Source organism: Streptomyces sp. TRM68367, from assembly GCF_014495685.1.
Taxonomy (GTDB): Bacteria; Actinomycetota; Actinomycetes; order Streptomycetales; family Streptomycetaceae; genus Streptomyces.
In genome coordinates this window covers 1-18669 of the sequence record NZ_JACTVI010000094.1, presented here as the reverse complement: position 1 = coordinate 18669, position 18669 = coordinate 1, and the positions used below count along the sequence as shown (strand labels likewise).

Here is an 18669-nt window from a genome sequence, read left to right as displayed (position 1 = left end):
ACGGCGGCGGCTCCAGTGCCGTACGACTTGTGCACGTCGCGGACGCGCACCATGGTCCCGGTGACCACCTGGCTCATGGACCCTCCCCCGTAGCCGGGCGCCAGTATCGCCGCTGGGCGCCCGGCCGATCAACGCTTCGGCTCCGTACGGCGCCTCCACGCGCGCGCGTGCGGGATGGACACGCCGGACGGCAGGTACCGGCCAAGGGCCGTGAAAAGGCCGTACCCCTTCGGGGAGTACGGCCCTTCCCGGCTGTGTGCCCGGTTAACGGACCTCGGTGATCTCCGGTCCGCGCTGGAGCTGGCCCATGCCGCCGGAGAAGCGGGAACCCTGCTCCTCCTGCTGGACGCCCTCGGGGATCATCTGGGCGTCGTTCGGCAGCTTCAGGACGATCGGGTCGCGGGGCGCCATCGGGCCCTCGCCGCGGACCACGACGGTGTCACGGAAGATCTGCTCCAGCAGACCGGCGGCCTGCGGCTGCACCGCGCCCTGCCCCGAGATAACCCCGCGCAGGAACCAGCGGGGACCGTCCACGCCGACGAACCGCACGACCTGGAAGCCGCCGGTGCCGTCCGGCAGCTGCACTGGCACCTGGGCCCGCAGCTCCCAGCCCAGCGGCCCCTCGACCTCGTCGATGATGCCGCCCTGCTGCGTGATGCCGGAGGCGATCTCCTCGCGCACCTCGCCCCAGATGCCCTCGCGCTTGGGAGCGGCGAAGGCCTGCAGCTGGATGGCGCTGTCGCGCAGCACGACGGTCGCGGCGACGATCGCGTCACCCGCGACCTCGACCCGCAGCTCCATGCCGTCGACACCCGGCACGAAAATGCCGCCCAGGTCCACGCGGCCCTCGCTGGGGTCGCGCACCTCGGCGCTGTCCCAGGGCCCGTCGGGCCGCGGCTCCGGTTCGAGCCGCACGCGCCCGGTCTCCTCTTCGTCCGCCTCAGTGTCGACGCTGTCGACGACCTGCTCGGCCTCGCCGGCCGCGTCCTCGGCGGCACCCTTCTTCTTGCGACGTCCGAACACGTCACTGTCCTTCCCGGTCGGATACGACCGAAGCGTATCGATTCCCACCCGTTGTGCCGCCCTTGGCGGCCTGACCGCTTGTGCCGCGCCCGCCGTCCACCGCGGCATGGCCTCCGGTGGACCCGAAGCCCCCCTCGGCCCGCGCCGAGTCGGGAAGCTCCGCGACCTCCTGGAAGCGGACCCGCTCGACCTGCTGGACGACCAGTTGGGCAATCCGGTCGAAGCGCTCGAACCGCACGGGCTCATGCGGGTCGAGATTCACCACGATCACCTTGATCTCCCCACGGTACCCGGCATCAACCGTCCCTGGGGCATTCACGAGGGCGACACCGCAGCGGGCGGCGAGGCCGGAGCGTGGATGCACGAAGGCCGCGTACCCCTCGGGGAGCGCGATGGACACCCCCGTGGGCAGCACGGCCCGCGCACCCGGTTTCAGCTCACAGGCCTCGGTGGTGCGCAGATCGGCTCCCGCGTCACCGGGGTGCGCGTACGCCGGAAGCTGTACGTCCGGGTCGACGCGGCGGATCAGCACGTTCAGGGGGTTGCGGCTCACGGGTTCACCTCGAAGGCACGGGCACGGCGGACCTGGTCCGGGTCGTCCATGGCGGCCTGGATCTCCTCCTGGCGGCCGTGGGCGGTGAAGTCGACGAAGCGGTCGACCTTCACCTCGATGAAGAGGGCGTCGGCACGGACGGCGACGGGCCCGTCGGGGCCGCCGATCCGCCCGGTGGCGGTCGAGTAGATCTTCCGCCCGGCCACCGCGGTCACCTCCGCCGCGAGGTGCAGCGTCGTGCCCACCGGTACGGGGCGCACGAAGTCGGTCTCCAGGCGCCCGGTCACGGCGATCGTGCGCAGCAGCCAGTTCAGCGCGCCGAGGGTCTCGTCCAAGGCGCTGGCGAGCACACCGCCGTGCGCGAGGCCCGGGGCTCCCTGGTGGGCGGGCTTCACGGTGAACTCGGCGGTGATGCCGACGCCTTCACCGGCCCGCGCCTCCAGGTGCAGCCCGTGGGGCTGCTCGCCGCCACAGCCGAAGCACTGGCCGTAGTGCGCCCCGAGGAGCTCACCGGGCGCGGGAGCGCCGGGATGCCGCACCGGGCGCACCGCGTCGGCGGGCGGCTTGAGAGCTGCGGAAGTACCACTCACAGCCGCAGACCTTACCCGCGCGTCGGCCACTGTCCGACACCGTGCCAAGCTTGGCTCCATGCAGCTCTCCGCCGCCCCGTACGAAGAACGCCTCACCGCGCCCCGGTCCTGGTGGCTGATCTCCTTCCTGGCCGGGATCTCGATGGGCCTGGTCCTGCTCCCCTTCGGCACGCTGCCGCTGCTCGGCGGCCTGGCAGGCGGTACGGCGGTCGCGGCGGTGGCGGCCAGCTCGTACGGCTCGGTACGCATCCGTGTGGTGGGCGACTCCCTGGTCGCGGGCGAGGCGAAGATCCCGGTCACGGCGCTGGGCGAGGCGGAGATCCTGGGCGGCGAGGAGGCACGCGCCTGGCGCACGTACAAGGCCGACACCCGCGCCTTCCTCCTCCTGCGCGCCTACATCCCCACGGCCCTCCGCGTAGAGGTCACCGACCCCGCAGACCCGACCCCGTACCTCTACCTCTCCACGCGAGACCCGGAACGCCTGGCAGAGGCCCTGAGGACGGCAAAGGAAGCGGCTTGACACCCACGACCGCCCCCACCCCGCACGCCGTCCTGCCACAGGAGAACCCAGGCCCGCGGCAGCATCGCCCCGACCACGTCCCACCCAAGCCCATCGCAGGCGCTCGCGTCCGGGACGGGACTACGGCGAACGCCCGCGCCCGGGACGAGACCATCGCAGCACTCGCCTCCCGCATGGGGCCGTCTTAGGCGCTCGCGCCCCCGCCCGGGAAAACTCCGGCGCCGGACCCGACCAGCATCCGTGAATCGGCCCCCTGGCACCGGCCGAACCGCACCGGTCAAACCCCCGCACAGTCAAACCCGTCCCGCACGGTCAACTCCCGCCCCCCGGTCAAATCTTCGTCTCCGCCGGTCAAATCCTCTCCGCCGCAATGGCGATCAACCACGGCGGCGCATTCCGGTGGTGCCGGACTCGGCGCAAGCGGTGCCGAACTCGGCGCAGGCGGAAGACTTCAGCGCCCGAGCTCCTTGGGGCCGTCGCCCATCTCCAGGGCGTCCACCGGGCGCTCCAGCGCCGGCAGCGCCTCGAGCGCATCCCACGGCACCTGGACCTTCCGCAGATCCTCCCGGATCCGAGCGGCAAGCTTCTTCGTGTCCCGTCGGTTCATGACCGCCCCGACGGCCGCTCCCACCAGGAACGGCATGAGGTTCGGCAGATTGCGGACCATCCGCTTCATGATCTGCTGGCGCAGCTCGCGCTTCATGTGCCCGTTCAGGGCCGCGCTCATCGTCGACGGCTTGGTCACGTCGATCCCGCGCTCCCCGGACCAGGAGTTCAGATACGCGGTGCTGCGCTCTTTCAGATTTCCGGGCGGCCGCAGGCCGTACACCTCGTGCAGCTCGGCGATCAGCTTCAGCTCGATCGCCGCGACCCCGGTGATCTCCGCGGCCAGTTCCGCCGGCATCGCAGGCGGCACGGGCAGCATCGCCGCCGCCCCGACCCCCGCTCCGACCGTCGCCGACGCGGTGGCCGCGCCCGCCACGAGTCTGTCCGCGAGCTCCTCTGGCCCCAGGTCCGGGAACTGCCTGCGCAGCGTCGCGAGGTCCCGTACGGGGATCCTGGGGGCAATCTCGATGATCCGGTCGGCGAGGTGCGCCAGTGCCGCGCGGGCCCGGCTGCCGCCCTTGCGGACGCCTTCTCTGGCCTTGTCCCGGATCGCCGCCGTCCGGCGGCGGGCGACGGGAGCGGGGGCCTCCACAGGTACCGGGAGGTCACCCCGGTCCGTCGCCACCGGTTCGAGCGAGGCCGCCCCCGTATCGGTTGAGCCTCGCTCGTCGTCACGCGCTCCGTGCGGGCCGCTGAACGGCCCCAGGTCCGCCTCCTTCGGGTAGCGCTCCTTCTTGGTGAAGCGCTCCTTGGAGAAGCGGCGCTTCCAAGGTGGGGTCGAGCCAGTCACGGCCGACCCCGCCTCAGTCGCAGTCGCGGCAGATCGGCTGACCGTTCTTCTCCCGGGCCAGCTGGCTGCGGTGGTGCACCAGGAAGCAGCTCATGCACGTGAACTCGTCCTGCTGCTTCGGCAGTACACGGACTGCCAGCTCCTCGTTCGAGAGGTCGGCGCCGGGGAGTTCAAGGCCTTCTGCGGCCTCGAACTCGTCGACGTCCACGGAGGAGGCCGACTTGTCATTCCGTCGGGCCTTCAGCTCTTCGAGGCTGTCCGAGTCGACGTCGTCGTCGGTCTTGCGTGGAGTGTCGTAATCGGTTGCCATGTCGCTCTCCCCCTCTGGGTGTATGCGGTGTCTCCAGCGCACGTAACGCGTGAGAGGCCGGACTTGTGCCCGACCCGAGGCGGAGATTTTGCCTCACATCAAGGTCTGTTACTCAATCGACACCCAACCGGACTCCTCTTGAGTGATCGGCTTGGATGGCGAAGGGGACCGTACACGGTCCGAATGCCGCACTTCAAAGGCGTCTCACCGTGTACTTCCCGTGATCAGGACCCCCGAAAACCAGGATTTTCCCGGCTTTCCGACCGGCTGCATGATCACGGAGAGTAGATGGCGAGAAAACCGCTCTTGTGATCGATCACACACAGTATCGCCGAGACGAGGCCCTGGAAATTCCGCGCAAAGCGAACATCCCGCGATGTCCGGGTCATGATCTCAGATGGGCATGGTGACTCGCATCACGAGGCCACCCCCTTCGCGCGGCTGAGCGTAGATGTGGCCGCCGTGCGCCCGGGCCACGGACCGGACGATGGACAGGCCGAGGCCGACGCCCTTGTCGCTGCCCGTGCGGTCGGTGCGCAGCCGCCGGAACGGCTCGAAGAGGTTGTCGATCTCGTACGCAGGCACGACCGGGCCCGTGTTGGTGACAACCAGGACCGCCTGGCCGTGCTGGACCTCGGTGGTGACCTCAACCCAGCCCTCCTCGGGCACGTTGTACCGCACGGCGTTCTGCACCAGGTTCATGGCGATCCGCTCCAGCAGGACGCCGTTGCCCTGGACGACTGCGGGTTCCCGTTTTCCGCGGATCTCCACGCTCCTGTCCTCGGCCTCGCCGCGCACCTGGTCGATGGCCTGCGAGGCGACCTCGGCGAGGTCCACCGGCCCCCGCTCGACGATCTGGTTGTCGCTGCGGGCGAGCAGCAGCAGGCCCTCGACGAGTTGCTCGCTGCGCTCGTTGGTGGCCAGCAGCGTCTTGCCGAGCTGTTGCAGCTCCACCGGGGCGTTCGGGTCGGACAGGTGCACCTCGAGCAGGGTGCGGTTGATCGCGAGTGGGGTGCGCAGTTCGTGTGAGGCGTTGCCGACGAAGCGCTGCTGGGCGGTGAAGGCCCGCTGGAGCCGTTCCAGCATGTCGTCGAAGGTGTCGGCCAGCTCCTTCAGCTCGTCGTCCGGACCGTCCAGCTCGATCCGGCGGGACAGGTCCGAGCCGGCCACCGAGCGTGCGGTGCGGGTGATCCGGCCCAGCGGCGACAGCACACGGCCGGCCATGGCGTAGCCGAAGGCGAAGGCGATCACGGCAAGGCCGAGCAGGGTCAGCAGCGAACGGCTGAGCAGACCGTCCAGGGCCTGCGCCCGCTGTTCGGCGTTGCACTCCTTGAGGATGGAGTTGAGCTCGTCGTTGTTGGTGGCCGAGTCCAGCCGCGGACAGGTGGGACTGCTGAGGTCGATGTTGGTACCGGTCACCTGGAACTGCTGGCCGCTGCCCTCGTGCAGGGCCTGGGCCGCCAGCAGGTAGATGATCGACAGCAGCAGGATGCCGGCGATCAGGAACATGCCGCCGTACAGCAGGGTGAGCCTTATCCGGATCGTCGGGCGCAGCCACGGGAAGGGCGGCTCCGGCTTTCTCGGGTCCCAGGTGGGCTTCGGGGGCGTTGTAGGGGGCGCGGGTGTCGCTGCCATGGGGATCAGATCCGGTAGCCGGAGCCGGGCACCGTCACGATGACCGGGGGCTCACCCAGCTTGCGGCGCAGCGTCATGACGGTCACGCGCACGACGTTCGTGAACGGGTCGGTGTTCTCGTCCCAGGCCTTCTCCAGGAGCTGCTCCGCGGAGACGACCGCGCCCTCGCTGCGCATCAGCACCTCCAGCACGGCGAACTCCTTGGGCGCGAGCTGGACCTCCTTGCCGTCGCGGAAGACCTCGCGGCGGTTGGGGTCGAGCTTGATCCCGGCGCGCTCCAGGACGGGCGGCAGCGGCACGCTCGTGCGCCGCCCCAGGGCGCGCACGCGCGCGATGAGCTCGCTGAACGCGAAGGGCTTGGGCAGGTAGTCGTCGGCGCCGATCTCCAGGCCTTCGACCCGGTCGCTGACGTCGCCGGAGGCCGTGAGCATCAGCACGCGTGTGGGCATGCCGAGTTCGACGATCTTGCGGCAGACGTCGTCGCCGTGCACCAGCGGGAGGTCGCGGTCGAGGACGACCACGTCGTAGTCGTTGACGCCGATGCGCTCCAGGGCGGCCGCACCGTCGTACACGACGTCGACGGCCATGGCCTCCCGGCGCAGTCCGGTGGCCACCGCATCGGCGAGCAGTTGCTCGTCCTCGACGACGAGTACGCGCACGTCGCTTGTCCTTCCTCAGGTCCACCCGCGTAGCGCGCTCGGGCGCGTGCGGGCAGAGGTCTTCAGTGGGTGTGTAGACCTCCATCCTGCCCTTTTCGGCCATAAGTCGGCGGTAAGGCGGCTGAGGGTAGGGCCGAGGGCGGCCCGCCGGGGCGGGCGGTCCGGGGAATACGAGATTTTCTCCTCCGGTTGAGGTTTCCACGGAAGGGAGCGGGGGGAGGACGGCTTTACACCCCGCGATCACGCTCTGCATGTACCGCACCACCATGCGGTGCGCAGCAATCCGCTTTCCGCAGAGCGGACGTGGGTGTCCGGCACCGTCGCCGCCCAGCAGAGCGGCGCTGGGCATCCACCGGAGACGTGATCGCCCCTTCCGAACGGCACACCCCCGTGCCACAGACCCACGACCCAGGACGAGGGGGCGCAGCATGGACGCATTCACCGCAGGACTTCTGCAGCGCATAAGGGCGACCGAGTCCGATCTGTCGCGGGCTCGCGACGAGGGCGACGACTTCCTCGTCGAGGTGGAGCAGGGCGAACTGGACGACCTGCGCCGCCTCGCCGCCGAGCACGGTGTGGAGGTCGGCGCGTCGTACAGCGTCTGATCAACGCGGACAGCAGCGGGGCCCGGCGAATCCAGCGCCGGGCCCTACTGCTGTCGTCGTACGGCCTCGTTCACCGGGAGTTCCGCTTCCGGTCGTGCGCCGTACGGCGCTCCCGGGCCCTCTCAGTCGTGCCAGGCGCCGAAGTCCTCCAGGAGGCGCTGGAGGGGCTCGAAGATCCCCGGGGTCCCCGCGACCGCGAGATCGCGTGACGGGCGCTCTCCGGGGCGTCCACCGGTCACGGCACCCGCCTCCCGGGCGATCAGGTCGCCCGCGGCGAGGTCCCAGGCGTTCAGGCCGCGTTCGTAGTAACCGTCGAGGCGGCCGGCGGCGAGGTCGCACAGGTCGACCGCGGCCGAGCCGCCGCGGCGGATGTCGCGCAGCAGCGGAATCAGCCGGTGGGCGACCTCGGCCTGGTGGGCACGGACCTCGGTGACGTAGTTGAAGCCGGTCGAGACCAGGGCCTGGTCCAGGGGCGGCGCGGGGCGGCAGGCGAGCCTGCGCCGGCCGTCCCAGGCGCCGGTGGCGAAGGCTCCGCCGCCGCGCACCGCGTGGAAGGTCTCGCCGCGCATCGGCGCGAAGACCACCCCGACGACCGTCTCGCCGTCCTGCTCGGCGGCGATGGAGACCGACCAGGTCGGCAGGCCGTACAGGTAGTTCACCGTGCCGTCGAGCGGGTCGATGACCCAGCGGACGCCGCTGGTGCCCGCGCTGGCGGCGCCCTCCTCGCCGAGAACGCCGTCGTCCGGGCGCCGGTCGGCGATCAGGCCGGTGATCAGCTTCTCGGCCGCGATGTCCATCTCGGTGACCACGTCGATCGGACTGGACTTGGTGGCGGCCACCGCGAGGTCGGCCGGGCGGCCGTCCCGCAGCAGCTCGCCCGCGCGGGCGGCGGCCTCCCGGGCCAGTTCGAGCAGTTCGGCGTGCAGCGGGTCGGTCACGGGGCTCCTCACGCGTAGGGGCTGTCGGCGCCCGCGGCGGCGGGCTTGGGGGCGCGGGCCGGGCAGCAGCCCAGGGGGCACACGTGATGGCTGGCGCCGAGGGCCCCCAGGGCGCACGGCGTGGCCTCCTGGCCGCGCTCCACGGCGGCCCGCTCCACGACGAGGTCGCGGATCGCGGCGGCGAACCGGGGGTCGGCGCCGACGGTGGCGGAGCGACGCATCGGCAGTCCCAGCTCCCTGGCCTTGGCCTTGGCCTCTGTGTCGAGGTCGTAGAGGACCTCCATGTGGTCGGAGACGAACCCGATGGGCGCGATGACGGCGGCCGGGACGCCGGCGTCCTTCAGCTCCTCCAGGTGGTCGCAGATGTCGGGCTCGAGCCACGGGATGTGCGGGGCGCCGGAGCGGGACTGGTAGACGAGCCGCCAGGGGTGGTCGACGCCGGTGCGCTCGCGGACGGCGTCGACGATCAGCCGGGCCACGTCCAGGTGCTGCCCGACGTACGCGCCGCCGTCGCCGTGCTCCTCGACGGGGCCGGAGGTGTCGGCGGAGGCGGTCGGGATCGAGTGGGTCGAGAAGGCGATGTGGGCGCCGCCCCGGACGTCCTCGGGGAGGTCGGCGAGGGACTGGACGATTCCGTCGATCATGGGGTCCAGGAAGCCCGGGTGGTTGAAGTAGTGCCGCAGTTTGTCGACCCGGGGCAGCTCCAGGCCCTCGTCCTCGAGGGCGGCGAGCGCGTCGGCGAGGTTCTCGCGGTACTGGCGGCAGCCGGAGTACGAGGCGTAGGCGCTGGTGCCGAGGACGAGGATGCGGCGGCGGCCGTCCTGGACCATCTCCCGCAGGGTGTCCGTCAGATACGGCGCCCAGTTGCGGTTGCCCCAGTAGATCGGCAGGTCCACGCCGTGGTCGGCGAAGTCCTTGCGCAGGGCGTCCAGCAGGGCGCGGTTCTGGTCGTTGATGGGGCTGACCCCGCCGAACAGGAAGTAGTGTTCGCCCACTTCCTTGAGGCGTTCCCTGGGGATGCCCCGGCCGCGCGTCACGTTCTCCAGGAACGGAATCACGTCGTCCGGGCCTTCCGGACCACCGAACGAGAGCAGGAGCAGGGCGTCGTAGGGGGTGGCATCGAGCGCGTCTGACATGGCTCGATCCTGCCACCCGGCACTGACAGCCGGGAAACGGCGGGGTGACGGGCGGGCGGTCGGCCGGAATCCGAGGTGCGTTCGGTTCTCCCGATCCGTAAGCTGTATCGGCTGCGTTCGCAGCTTACTCAGCCTGTCCTGGAGACCCGTTGCCCAGCCCCTACCGCGCCCTGTTCGCCGCCCCCGGCGCCAAGGGCTTCTCCGCCGCGGGCTTCCTCGGCCGGATGCCGCTGTCGATGATGGGCATCGGCGTGGTGACCATGGTCTCCCAGCTCACCGGGCGCTACGGCCTCGCCGGTGCCCTGTCGGCCACCATCGCGCTGGCCGCCGCGCTGGCCGGGCCGCAGGTCTCGCGGCTGGTGGACCAGTACGGGCAGCGGCGGGTGCTGCGCCCGGCGACGCTGCTCTCGCTCACCTCGGCGGCCGTGCTGCTGGTCGCCGCGCACTACGGGTGGCCGGACTGGGTGCTGTTCGTGGCGTGCGTCGGCATCGGCTGTGTGCCGAGCGTGGGCGCGATGATCCGGGCCCGCTGGGCCGCCCTGTACCGGGGCACTCCGCAGTTGCACACCGCGTACTCCTTCGCGTCCGTGGTGGACGAGGTCTGCTTCATCTTCGGGCCGATCATCTCCATCGGTCTGTCCACGGCGTGGTTCCCGGAGGCGGGTCCGCTGCTGGCGGCCTGCTTCCTGGCGGCCGGCGTCTTCTGGCTGACCGCGCAGCGCGCCACCGAGCCCGAGCCGCACCCGCGCGAGCGGCACGGCGGCGGCACGGCGCTGCGCTCCGGCGGCCTGCAGGTCCTGGTGGCCACCTTCGTGGCGACCGGAGCGATCTTCGGCGCCGTCGACGTGGTCACCGTGGCCTTCGCCGAGGAGGAGGGGCACAAGGCGGCCGCGAGCCTCGTCCTCGCCATCTACGCGGCGGGCTCCTGTGTGGCGGGCGTGGTCTTCGGCCTGTTGCACTTCGCCGGAGCGCCCGAACGTCGTTGGCTCCTGGGCATATGTGCGATGGCCGTGAGTATGATCCCCCTCCTACTGGTCGGAAACTTGCCGTTTCTGGCCGTGGCGCTGTTCGTTGCGGGTCTGTCCATCGCTCCCACGATGATCACGACGATGTCCCTCATCGAAGAGCACGTACCACACGCGCAGTTGACCGAGGGCATGACCTGGTTGAGCACCGGTAGCGCGGTCGGGGTCGCGCTCGGCTCCTCCGTGGCCGGCTGGGTGATCGACGCGGCCGGAGCGCGTGCCGGGTACGGGGTTCCGGCGGTGTCCGGGGCCGTCGCGGTCACGGTGGGTTTCCTCGGGTACCGCCGGCTGCGCAGGCCGGCTCCGGGTCGGGGAGGCTCCGTTGGGCAGCACAGCGAGCGGGAACAACGGCAGGTGGCGTAACTGGGGCGGCAACGTCTTGGCGCGCCCCGCGCGGGAGGTCACTCCCGCCTCCGTGGAAGAGCTGGCGGCGGCCGTACGGAGAGCCGCCGAGGACGGCCTGAAGGTGAAGGCCGTCGGCACGGGGCACTCCTTCACGTCCATAGCCGCCACGGACGGCGTGTTGATCCGCCCTCAACTGTTGACCGGCATACGCAACATCGACCGCGACGCCATGACCGTCACAGTCGAGGCCGGCACCCCGCTCAAGAGGCTCAACTTGGCGCTCGCGCGTGAGGGCCTGTCGCTGACGAACATGGGCGACATCATGGAGCAGACGGTCTCCGGAGCCACCAGCACCGGCACGCACGGCACGGGCCGCGACTCCGGATCGATCGCTGCCCAGATCAAGGGCCTTGAGCTGGTCACCGCCGACGGTTCGGTGATCTCCTGCTCGGAGAAGGGGACCGATGAAGAACGCGCGATCTTCGCGGCGGCCCGCATCGGCCTGGGCGCCCTCGGCATCGTCACCGCGATCACCTTCGCGGTGGAGCCCATCTTCCTGCTCACCGCGCGCGAAGAGCCCATGCCGTTCGACAAGGTGCTGGCCGATTTCGACGAACTGTGGGCCGAGAACGAGCACTTCGAGTTCTACTGGTTCCCGCACACCGGCAGCACCAACACCAAGCGGAACAACCGCAGCGCGGGCCCGCAGCGGCCGGTGGGGCAGTTCCAGGCCCTGTTCGAGGACGAGTTCCTCTCCAACGGCATCTTCCAGGTGACCCAGTGGGTCGGCCGCGCGGCGCCCGGCACCATCCCGGCGATCGCGCAGCTCTCCAGCAAGGCCCTGTCCGCGCGGACCTACACCGACATCCCTTACAAGGTCTTCACTTCACCGCGCCGGGTGCGCTTCGTGGAGATGGAGTACGCCGTCCCGCGCGAGGCCGTGGTGGACACCCTGCGCGAGCTGAAGGCAATGGTCGACCGCTCGCGCCTGCGGGTCAGCTTCCCGGTGGAGGTGCGCACCGCCCCGGCCGACGACATCACGCTGTCCACGGCGTCGGACCGGGACAGCGCGTACGTCGCCGTACACATGTTCCGCGGTACGCCCTATCAGGCATACTTCACCGCCGCCGAACGCATCTTCACCGCGCACGAGGGCCGCCCGCACTGGGGCAAGGTGCACACCCGGGACGCCGCGTACTTCTCCCGGGTGTATCCGCGCTTCGACGAGTTCACGGCGCTGCGGGAGCGTCTCGACCCGGATCGGCGGTTCCAGAACGACTATCTGCGGCGGGTTCTGGGGTCGTAGCGGGTAGTTCCGTTTCTGGCGATGGCGTGAAGTGCGCCACGCCCGAGATCACGAAAAGAACGACGGACGGCCAAGTCGACCCCCTTGCCAGAAGTTGGGCGGCGCGCCAATCCACGCACGTGGCCCAAATGGAGTACTGTTGCGAGCCCTGGGTCCGGTCTCCCATCAAGGTGCACGGGGCCTTTAAGGACCGCCGGGAGGGGGCTAGTTGCTCAGGGTGACGCAGTTGGTCACTTAGCGTTGAGAATAGGTAACCGTGCCATAACGGCGATCCAGGGCCCGCGCCCGACACGCCGGGCAACTCGGCAAGGTTGTGGCAGGCTGCACCCGGGCAGGCCACACTCGACTAGCGGAAGCAGCGACGCACGTGACGTCGGCAGGCACCACCCGGGAGGTCCCCATGCCCGAACTGCGTGTCGTGGCCGTCTCGAATGACGGCACACGGCTGGTGCTGAAGGCTGCGGACAGCACGGAGTACACGCTTCCGATCGACGAACGGCTCCGCGCCGCCGTGCGCGGCGACCGTCCCCGCCTCGGCCAGATCGAGATCGAGGTGGAGAGCCATCTCCGCCCCCGCGACATCCAGGCCCGTATACGTGCCGGCGCGACCGCGGAAGAGGTCGCGCAGATGGCCGGTATCCCCGTCGACCGCGTACGGCGGTTCGAGGGGCCCGTGCTGGCCGAGCGTGCCTTCATGGCGGAGCGTGCCCGCAAGACCCCGGTGCGCCGTCCCGGCGAGAACTCCGGTCCGCCGCTGGGCGAGACCGTCCAGGAGCGGCTGCTGGTGCGCGGTGCCGAGAAGGACACCGTCCAGTGGGACTCGTGGCGCCGCGACGACGGCACCTGGGAGGTGCTGCTGGTCTACCGGGTCGCGGGCGAACCGCACTCGGCGAGCTGGACGTACGACCCGCCCCGGCGGCTCGTCCAGGCCGTCGACGACGAGGCGCGCTCGCTGATCGGCGAGTCCGACGACCTCGCCGCGCCGGAGCCGAGCTTCCCGTTCGTCCCGCGTATCGCCCGGCTGCCGCGTGACCGTCCGCTGGACCGGCCCGCCGACCGCGAGCGGCCGAGCCTGCCGGCGGCCGAACCGGACGAGGAGAGCACCGCCGCCACCGGTGCCGTGGGTGAGCGGGACTCGCTGACCAGCCTGCTGGAGGCCGTGCCGAGCTTCCGGGGCGACCTGGTGGTCCCGGAGCGCCCGGCGGAACCGGCGGAGGAGGAGCCCCCCGAGCCCGAGCCCGAGGCGGAGGAGCCGCCGGCCCCCGCGGCCTCAGCCGGTTCCGCCTACGCGGACGTCCTCATGCCGCGTTCCGTCGGCAGCCACCGCGACCGGCTCGTCGGCGCGACCGACCGCCAGGCCGAGGCCGACGGCGTCCGCCCGGGCCGCCGCGCGGCGGTCCCGAGCTGGGACGAGATCGTGTTCGGGACACGACGCAAGAAGCAGGAGTAGTCAGTCCGTACAGCTTTCCAACTGACCATACGGGAAAGGGCCAGCGCCTGTTCAGGCGCGGGCCCTTCGTACGGCTGCCCCAGGGCTCGGCTACTGCGGATCCGGGCCCACCGCGACCGGGCGCTGCGGATCCGACGACCACTCCGACCAGGACCCGACGTACAGCGCCGCCGGAATCCCCGCGACCGCCAGCGCCAGGACCTCATGGGCGGCGGAGACGCCCGAACCGCAGTAGACCCCGACGGCGGTGTCCTCGGTGGCGCCCAGCGCCTTGAAGCGCGCGTGCAGTTGGTCGGCGGGCAGGAAACGCCCGTCCGCCGTCACGTTCTCGGTCGTCGGTGCGGACACCGCGCCCGGGATGTGCCCACCGACCCGGTCGATCGGCTCCACCTCGCCCCGGTACCGCTCCCCCGCGCGCGCGTCGAGCAGTACCCCGGAACGGGCCAGCGCCGCCGCCCCGTCCGCATCCAGCAGGCCCCCGGCACCCGGCGCCGGCTCGAAGTCGCCCTCCGCCGGTGCGGGCACGTCCGTCGACAGCGGCCCCGTCCAGGACGTCAATCCGCCGTCGAGGACCCGCACATCCGGGTGACCTGTCCAGCGCAGCAGCCACCAGGCGCGGGCCGCCGCCCAGCACTGCCCGCCGTCGTAAACGACCACCGGCGTCCCGGCCAACACGCCCGCCCGGCGCATCGCCGCGCCGAACTCCGCGAGATCGGGCAGCGGATGCCGGCCCGCCGCGCCGGGCGCACCGGCCAGCCCCCGGTCCAGGTCGACGTAGACAGCGCCGGGAATGTGCCCGGCCTCATATGCGGCCCGGCCGTCGAAGGGCGCCGCGCCGGGCGGGGTGAGCTGCCAGCGGACGTCGAGCAGCACCAGCGGGCGCTGCCCCGCCAGATCGCTCGCGAGTTCGGTTGCGGAGATGATGGCGTTCATGGCCACCATCCTTGCGCAGGGGGTGGCCACCTCGTCCATGTCCGGCTACTCTGCCCGCCGGACAGACCCGGTCACCAGGCGTATGGGGTCGGGCACATGCTGTACAGCCGACCGACACCTGTCCGCCATCGCGCCAAAACGGACAAGAGGCGGCACATCGGGCATCCTCCAGGCAGGACGCAGTGCGGAGCGCGCGGTGCACGGCTGGTGCAGGCATCGGCACGGGGCCCGTCAGAGCGGAAGCGACACGGCCAACGCGAGGGGCCGAGAAGAGAGTGACGATGACCGACGCACGGGGGACGGCCGGCCGGACCGGCAAAACGCCCGCTCGGTACGCGCCCGGCACACCCTGCTGGGTGAGTCTGATGGTGCACGCGATGACCGCGACCCAGGACTTCTACGGAGCGCTGTTCGGCTGGGAGTTCCAGCCCGGCCCCCAGCAACTCGGCCCCTATGTACGGGCATTGCTCGACGGCCGCGAGGTGGCGGGCATCGGCCAGCTGCCGGCGGACCGCCACCTGCCCGTGGCCTGGACGCCGTACATCGCCTCCGACGACGTCGACGTGACGGCCGAGACGGTACGGCTGTGCGGCGGCACGATCGGGGTCGGCCCGCTGGACGCCTCCGACGCCGGGAGGCTCGCGATCGGCTCCGACCCCGCGGGCGCCGTGTTCGGCGTCTGGCAGGCGGCCGCACACCTCGGCACGGGCATCTCCGGCGCGCCCGGCACGCCCGCCTGGAACGAGCTGGTGACCTTCGAGTCGGCCGACGTCGCCAAGTTCTACGAGGCGGTGTTCGCTTACGAGGAGGAGCCGGTGATCTCCGCGGGCTTCGACTACGTGACCCTGCTCGTCGACGGCCGTCCCGTCGCCGGCATCCACGGCGTGGGGGGCGCGCTGCCCCGCGACCGGGGCCCGCACTGGATGACGTACTTCGAAGTGGCCGACACCGACGAGGCACTCGAACGCCTCCTGGACCTCGGCGGCCATGTCCTCAGGCCGGCCCGGGACAGCGAGTACGGCCGCGTGGCCACGGTGGCCGACCCGGAGGGCGCCCGCTTCTCGCTGATCCAGAGCGCGCGCTGACCGCCCCTCAGGGCTGCGGCACCGGCAGCACGTCCGGCGACAGCGCCGCCGCGCGCGCCGTCGCGGCCGTCATACGCCGCCGGTGGTGCCGGCGACACAGCACCTCGTAGCCCACCTTGTCCGCCGACCGGCTGACGTCGCCGACGACCATCTGCGCACCCTCGACGACCATGACGCCGCCCACCGTGCGGGCGTTGTGCGTGGCGCGGGCGCCGCACCAGCGCAGGGCCTCGACCTGAAGTACCTCGATCCGGTCCGCCAGTTCGACCAGCCGCTGGGAGCCGGGGAACAGCTTGGAGCGGAAGTCGGTCGTGATGCCGAAGGCGTAGATGTCGATCTCCAGGTCGTCGACCACGCGCGCGAGTTGGCCGATCTCCTCCGGCGCCAGGAACTGTGCCTCGTCCGCGATCACGTAGTCCGCGCGCCCGCCCCACCCCCAGCTCGCCGTGCAGGTCGACCTGTTGGGCGACGTCTACCTGTACCGCGAAGCGGGGTTCCCGGGCCTTGCCGGGGCCGACCGGTACATCGCCGTGCGCCTGGGACCCGGGGTGGGGCTGGGAGAGGTCGTCCGGCGGTTCGTGACGGAGGGGCGGCGGATCGAACCGCGGGCCGGCGACGAGTACCTCCCGGACGGATTCGACCAGGTGGCGACTGCTAGATTGCGGCAGCTGGAGGCGGACACCGCCGACGGCTGGAGTGCGGATAGGGGGCTTTCTCCGTTGACGGGAACAGCTGGCGATACCGGGCCACGCATCCGGGTTCAGAAGCACAAGTGGGCCCAGCCGGGGGGGGGAAAGGCCCGCGGCTGGCGGCGGAGTGGGACGCCCAGGTGCTGGGCACCGACGAGTTCGGCACCTGGCTGTTCTGCGCCGAGGGCGAGGTGCACCGCAAGAATGTGCATGTCCAAGTAGGCGTACGTGCCGAGACGTCCCCCGAAGAACACCTCGCGCTTTTTTCCGCGCCAGTTTGCGGTGCCGGGCCGAAGTACCGGTCGAGCGGGCCGGCGCAGACGACGGGGGCGCCGTGCGGCAGGCCGTCGTGGACGTCGAAGAAGTCCGTGTCGAGCAGCACCCGGATGTTCTCGTGGTCGGCCATCCTGCGCAGCCAGTGGTGATAGCCGTGCGGGGGGAGGAGGGCCTGATGGGTGTCGTCGAAGTAGTTGTTGTCGTAGGTGTAGCGCACCGGAAGCCGGCTGATGATCTCGGCGGGCAGCTCACGCGGATCGGTCTGCCACTGCTCGCCGGGCGGTTGCGTCTCATGTGATCGAGCGACGACGAACTACCAAAACCTCACACACCGCCCTCTCAGCAGCTGACACGGGCCGCGCCCACCACGAACGGCAGGCGGCCAAGCACTCAACAGCTCGCACCGGCCGCACCGAGCACGAGCGTCCCGCGGACCGGCCGCTCGGCGGTTTGACGCCGGACGCCCCGCCATGAGCGGGCGGGGCGTCCGGGCGGTTCAGCGGCTGACGCCTACCTGCTCCACGACGAAGGCCGAGGTCCCGGACGAGCCGGCCCCAGAAGCCCGCCTCCAGCCTCCCTGAGGCATGTTGGGGCGGCGCATCCGCAGTGCACCTGCGGCAGACCCCCGTGCCGCGCCTGCGCGATCGCAGGGGCGCCCTGATACGGAGAGCGGAGCGTGCCATCCCGGGCCGGCCTGTGCACGGGCGATGACGGCCCCGCCGACTCCCAGCGTGTGCGTCAGACCGTGTACGAGCGAGCCCCGGTCCCGGCAAGCCTGCCGCCCTCCACGATGAGGTACTCCTGACGGATCGGGCGATCGTCGAACCAGCACTCCAGGATTTCCCGGACTCCTGCCGCGTACCTGGCCTGCGCGGAGAGCGTCGAACCGGACACGTGCGGTGTCATGCCCTCGTGCGGCATGCTGCGCCAGGGGTGGTCCTCTTCCGGCGGCTCGGGGTACCAGACGTCACCGGCGTAGCCCGCCAGATGGCCTCGTTCCACAGCGCGTACCACGGCGTCCCGGTCGACGATCAGCGCGCGGGCTGTGTTGACGATGTACGACCCGCGTTTCATGGTCGCGAGCATCTCGTCGTCGAAGAGGTTCACCGTCTCGGCGTGAAGCGGCGCGTGGATGGAGAGCACGTCGACGGCGGCCGCCAGGGAGCGGGCATCCGCATGCCAGGTCAGCCCCAGCTCCCGCTCGAGGTCCGGTGGCAGCCTGTGCACGTCGTTGTAGTGCAGCTTCACATCGAACGGCTTCAGCCGGCGGAGCACTGCCAGGCCGATCCGTCCGGCGCCGAAGACGCCGACGTCCATGCCTTCCAGGTCGTAGTTCCGCGAGACGCTGTCGGCCACGTGCCAGCCTCGTCGGGCGGTGACCCACTCGTGGGCGGGCAGATAGTTGTGGACGAGAGCGAGGATCTGCATGACCGCGTGCTCCGCCACGCTGATGCTGTTGCTGTAGGTGACCTCCGCGACGGTGATGTCGTGCTCGATGGCGCTCGGAAGGTCCACGTGGTCCGAACCGATCCCGGCTGTGATCGACAGCTTGAGGCGCGGGGCGCGCCGGATCCGGTCAGGGGTGAGATAGGCGGGCCAGAACGGTTGCGAGATCACCACGTCGGCGTCGGGGAGTTCCCGGTCCAGCACGGACTGGGGCCCCTCCTTGTCGGAGGTGACGACCAGCGTGTGGCCCCGTTCCTCCAGGAACGTACGCAGACCGAGTTCGCCGGAGACGCAGCCGACCAGCTCACCCGGCTTGAAGCCGATGTTCCCAGGGCTGGGCGCCGTCTGCCCTCCGGGGTAGCCGCTGATGACGGGGATCTCATCTCGGGCATACCTGGGCGGGTAGCCGTCAACAGGATCCGGATAGAGCACCGTGAGGATCTTTGCCATGGCCGTACTCCCATGAAGGCCGGCGCACAGGCGTGGCCCGGTAACCGCGCATTCGATCCGGCCGGCCTTCCTGTCCAGTGCCGAGTGCCCGGCCCGCCGGCCAAACAAACGACCCAAACACGCTGATCACCGCGCCGTCCCACTGCGGAGGGACCGAAGGCCGCAAGACCGCGGTCAGTGCAAGGTGACCACTTGAAGCCGACCGATCCCCCTAGTAGGGCTTTGTTAGGTACCCCGGTTGTTCGTGCGTGGGTAGGGTGTGATCTTCTTTCGGGCGTGACACCTGAGGAGATGGAGGA

Annotated in this window: 18 protein-coding genes and 1 pseudogene; 6 read left to right on the top strand and 13 right to left on the bottom strand. The window is 70.8% G+C overall.

What is annotated here, in order from left to right:
• Positions 1-264 precede the first annotated feature (264 nt).
• Genes H8R17_RS36600 through H8R17_RS36590 form a run of 3 tightly spaced genes read right to left on the bottom strand, consistent with a single transcriptional unit; the run spans position 265 to position 2166 of the window.
• Positions 265-1023 (bottom strand): DUF3710 domain-containing protein, encoded by a 759-nt coding sequence (locus H8R17_RS36600; RefSeq protein WP_187827519.1) that lies wholly within the window; start codon positions 1021-1023, stop codon positions 265-267.
• A 1-nt stretch (position 1024) separates the two neighbouring features.
• Complete coding sequence (dut, locus tag H8R17_RS36595; RefSeq protein WP_187827518.1) at positions 1025-1576, bottom strand: dUTP diphosphatase; 552 nt, start codon at positions 1574-1576, stop codon at positions 1025-1027.
• Positions 1573-2166, bottom strand: coding sequence for a PaaI family thioesterase (locus H8R17_RS36590; protein WP_187827517.1), 594 nt, complete (start codon positions 2164-2166; stop codon positions 1573-1575). The genes dut and H8R17_RS36590 overlap by 4 nt, the downstream gene beginning before the upstream one ends.
• 58 nt (positions 2167-2224) lie before the next feature.
• Here H8R17_RS36590 and H8R17_RS36585 point away from each other — a divergent pair, with 58 nt between their 5' ends.
• Positions 2225-2686, top strand: a complete 462-nt coding sequence (locus H8R17_RS36585; protein WP_187827516.1) for a DUF3093 domain-containing protein — start codon at positions 2225-2227, stop codon at positions 2684-2686.
• 451 nt (positions 2687-3137) lie between these two features.
• On the opposite strand, the gene H8R17_RS36580 is transcribed toward H8R17_RS36585, so the two are convergent.
• From H8R17_RS36580 to H8R17_RS36565, 4 genes are all read right to left on the bottom strand, one after another.
• Positions 3138-4082 carry a hypothetical protein gene (locus tag H8R17_RS36580; RefSeq protein ID WP_187827515.1) on the bottom strand — a complete coding sequence of 315 codons (945 nt, stop codon included), beginning with the start codon at positions 4080-4082 and terminating at the stop codon, positions 3138-3140.
• A gap of 13 nt (positions 4083-4095) precedes the next feature.
• Positions 4096-4392, bottom strand: coding sequence for a DUF4193 domain-containing protein (locus H8R17_RS36575; protein WP_043504706.1), 297 nt, complete (start codon positions 4390-4392; stop codon positions 4096-4098).
• 393 nt (positions 4393-4785) lie between these two features.
• A complete protein-coding gene (locus tag H8R17_RS36570) occupies positions 4786-6027 on the bottom strand; it encodes a HAMP domain-containing sensor histidine kinase (protein ID WP_187827514.1) in 1242 nt (413 codons plus the stop codon).
• A 5-nt stretch (positions 6028-6032) separates the two neighbouring features.
• Positions 6033-6686: a response regulator transcription factor gene (locus tag H8R17_RS36565; protein ID WP_003993508.1), complete on the bottom strand. Its 654-nt coding sequence runs from the start codon at positions 6684-6686 to the stop codon at positions 6033-6035.
• A 428-nt stretch (positions 6687-7114) separates the two neighbouring features.
• Here H8R17_RS36565 and H8R17_RS36560 point away from each other — a divergent pair, with 428 nt between their 5' ends.
• Positions 7115-7291 carry a hypothetical protein gene (locus H8R17_RS36560; RefSeq protein WP_187827513.1) on the top strand — a complete coding sequence of 59 codons (177 nt, stop codon included), beginning with the start codon at positions 7115-7117 and terminating at the stop codon, positions 7289-7291.
• Between the two features lie 122 nt (positions 7292-7413).
• Here H8R17_RS36560 and H8R17_RS36555 read toward each other — a convergent pair whose 3' ends face one another.
• Positions 7414-8229: an inositol monophosphatase family protein gene (locus H8R17_RS36555; RefSeq protein ID WP_187827512.1), complete on the bottom strand. Its 816-nt coding sequence runs from the start codon at positions 8227-8229 to the stop codon at positions 7414-7416.
• An 8-nt stretch (positions 8230-8237) separates the two neighbouring features.
• Positions 8238-9365, bottom strand: a complete 1128-nt coding sequence (locus H8R17_RS36550) for a ferrochelatase (RefSeq protein WP_187827511.1) — start codon at positions 9363-9365, stop codon at positions 8238-8240.
• 149 nt (positions 9366-9514) lie between these two features.
• On the opposite strand from H8R17_RS36550, the gene H8R17_RS36545 reads away from it, so the two are divergent.
• The 3 genes from H8R17_RS36545 (at position 9515) to sepH (ending at position 13491) form a co-directional block, all read left to right on the top strand.
• A complete protein-coding gene (locus H8R17_RS36545; protein WP_187827510.1) occupies positions 9515-10753 on the top strand; it encodes an MFS transporter in 1239 nt (412 codons plus the stop codon).
• Positions 10713-12041, top strand: a complete 1329-nt coding sequence (locus tag H8R17_RS36540; RefSeq protein ID WP_187827509.1) for a D-arabinono-1,4-lactone oxidase — start codon at positions 10713-10715, stop codon at positions 12039-12041. The genes H8R17_RS36545 and H8R17_RS36540 overlap by 41 nt, the downstream gene beginning before the upstream one ends.
• 400 nt (positions 12042-12441) lie before the next feature.
• Positions 12442-13491 carry a septation protein SepH gene (sepH, locus tag H8R17_RS36535; RefSeq protein WP_187827508.1) on the top strand — a complete coding sequence of 350 codons (1050 nt, stop codon included), beginning with the start codon at positions 12442-12444 and terminating at the stop codon, positions 13489-13491.
• A gap of 90 nt (positions 13492-13581) precedes the next feature.
• On the opposite strand, the gene H8R17_RS36530 is transcribed toward sepH, so the two are convergent.
• Entirely contained in the window at positions 13582-14424 is an 843-nt protein-coding gene (locus H8R17_RS36530; RefSeq protein WP_187827507.1) for a sulfurtransferase, read from the bottom strand.
• Positions 14425-14705: 281 nt separating this feature from the next.
• On the opposite strand from H8R17_RS36530, the gene H8R17_RS36525 reads away from it, so the two are divergent.
• Positions 14706-15509 (top strand): VOC family protein, encoded by an 804-nt coding sequence (locus H8R17_RS36525; RefSeq protein WP_187827506.1) that lies wholly within the window; start codon positions 14706-14708, stop codon positions 15507-15509.
• A 7-nt stretch (positions 15510-15516) separates the two neighbouring features.
• Here H8R17_RS36525 and H8R17_RS36520 read toward each other — a convergent pair.
• From H8R17_RS36520 to H8R17_RS36510, 3 genes and pseudogenes are all read right to left on the bottom strand, one after another.
• Positions 15517-15939 (bottom strand): annotated as a pseudogene (locus H8R17_RS36520) (thymidine kinase); the annotation flags it as partial.
• 224 nt (positions 15940-16163) lie between these two features.
• Positions 16164-16691, bottom strand: a complete 528-nt coding sequence (locus tag H8R17_RS49510) for a UDP-galactopyranose mutase (RefSeq protein ID WP_399477761.1) — start codon at positions 16689-16691, stop codon at positions 16164-16166.
• Between the two features lie 521 nt (positions 16692-17212).
• The gene (locus tag H8R17_RS36510; RefSeq protein ID WP_187827505.1) at positions 17213-18370 is read right to left on the bottom strand and encodes an NAD-dependent formate dehydrogenase; all 1158 of its coding nucleotides are present in this window, start codon (positions 18368-18370) and stop codon (positions 17213-17215) included.
• Positions 18371-18669: the final 299 nt, after the last annotated feature.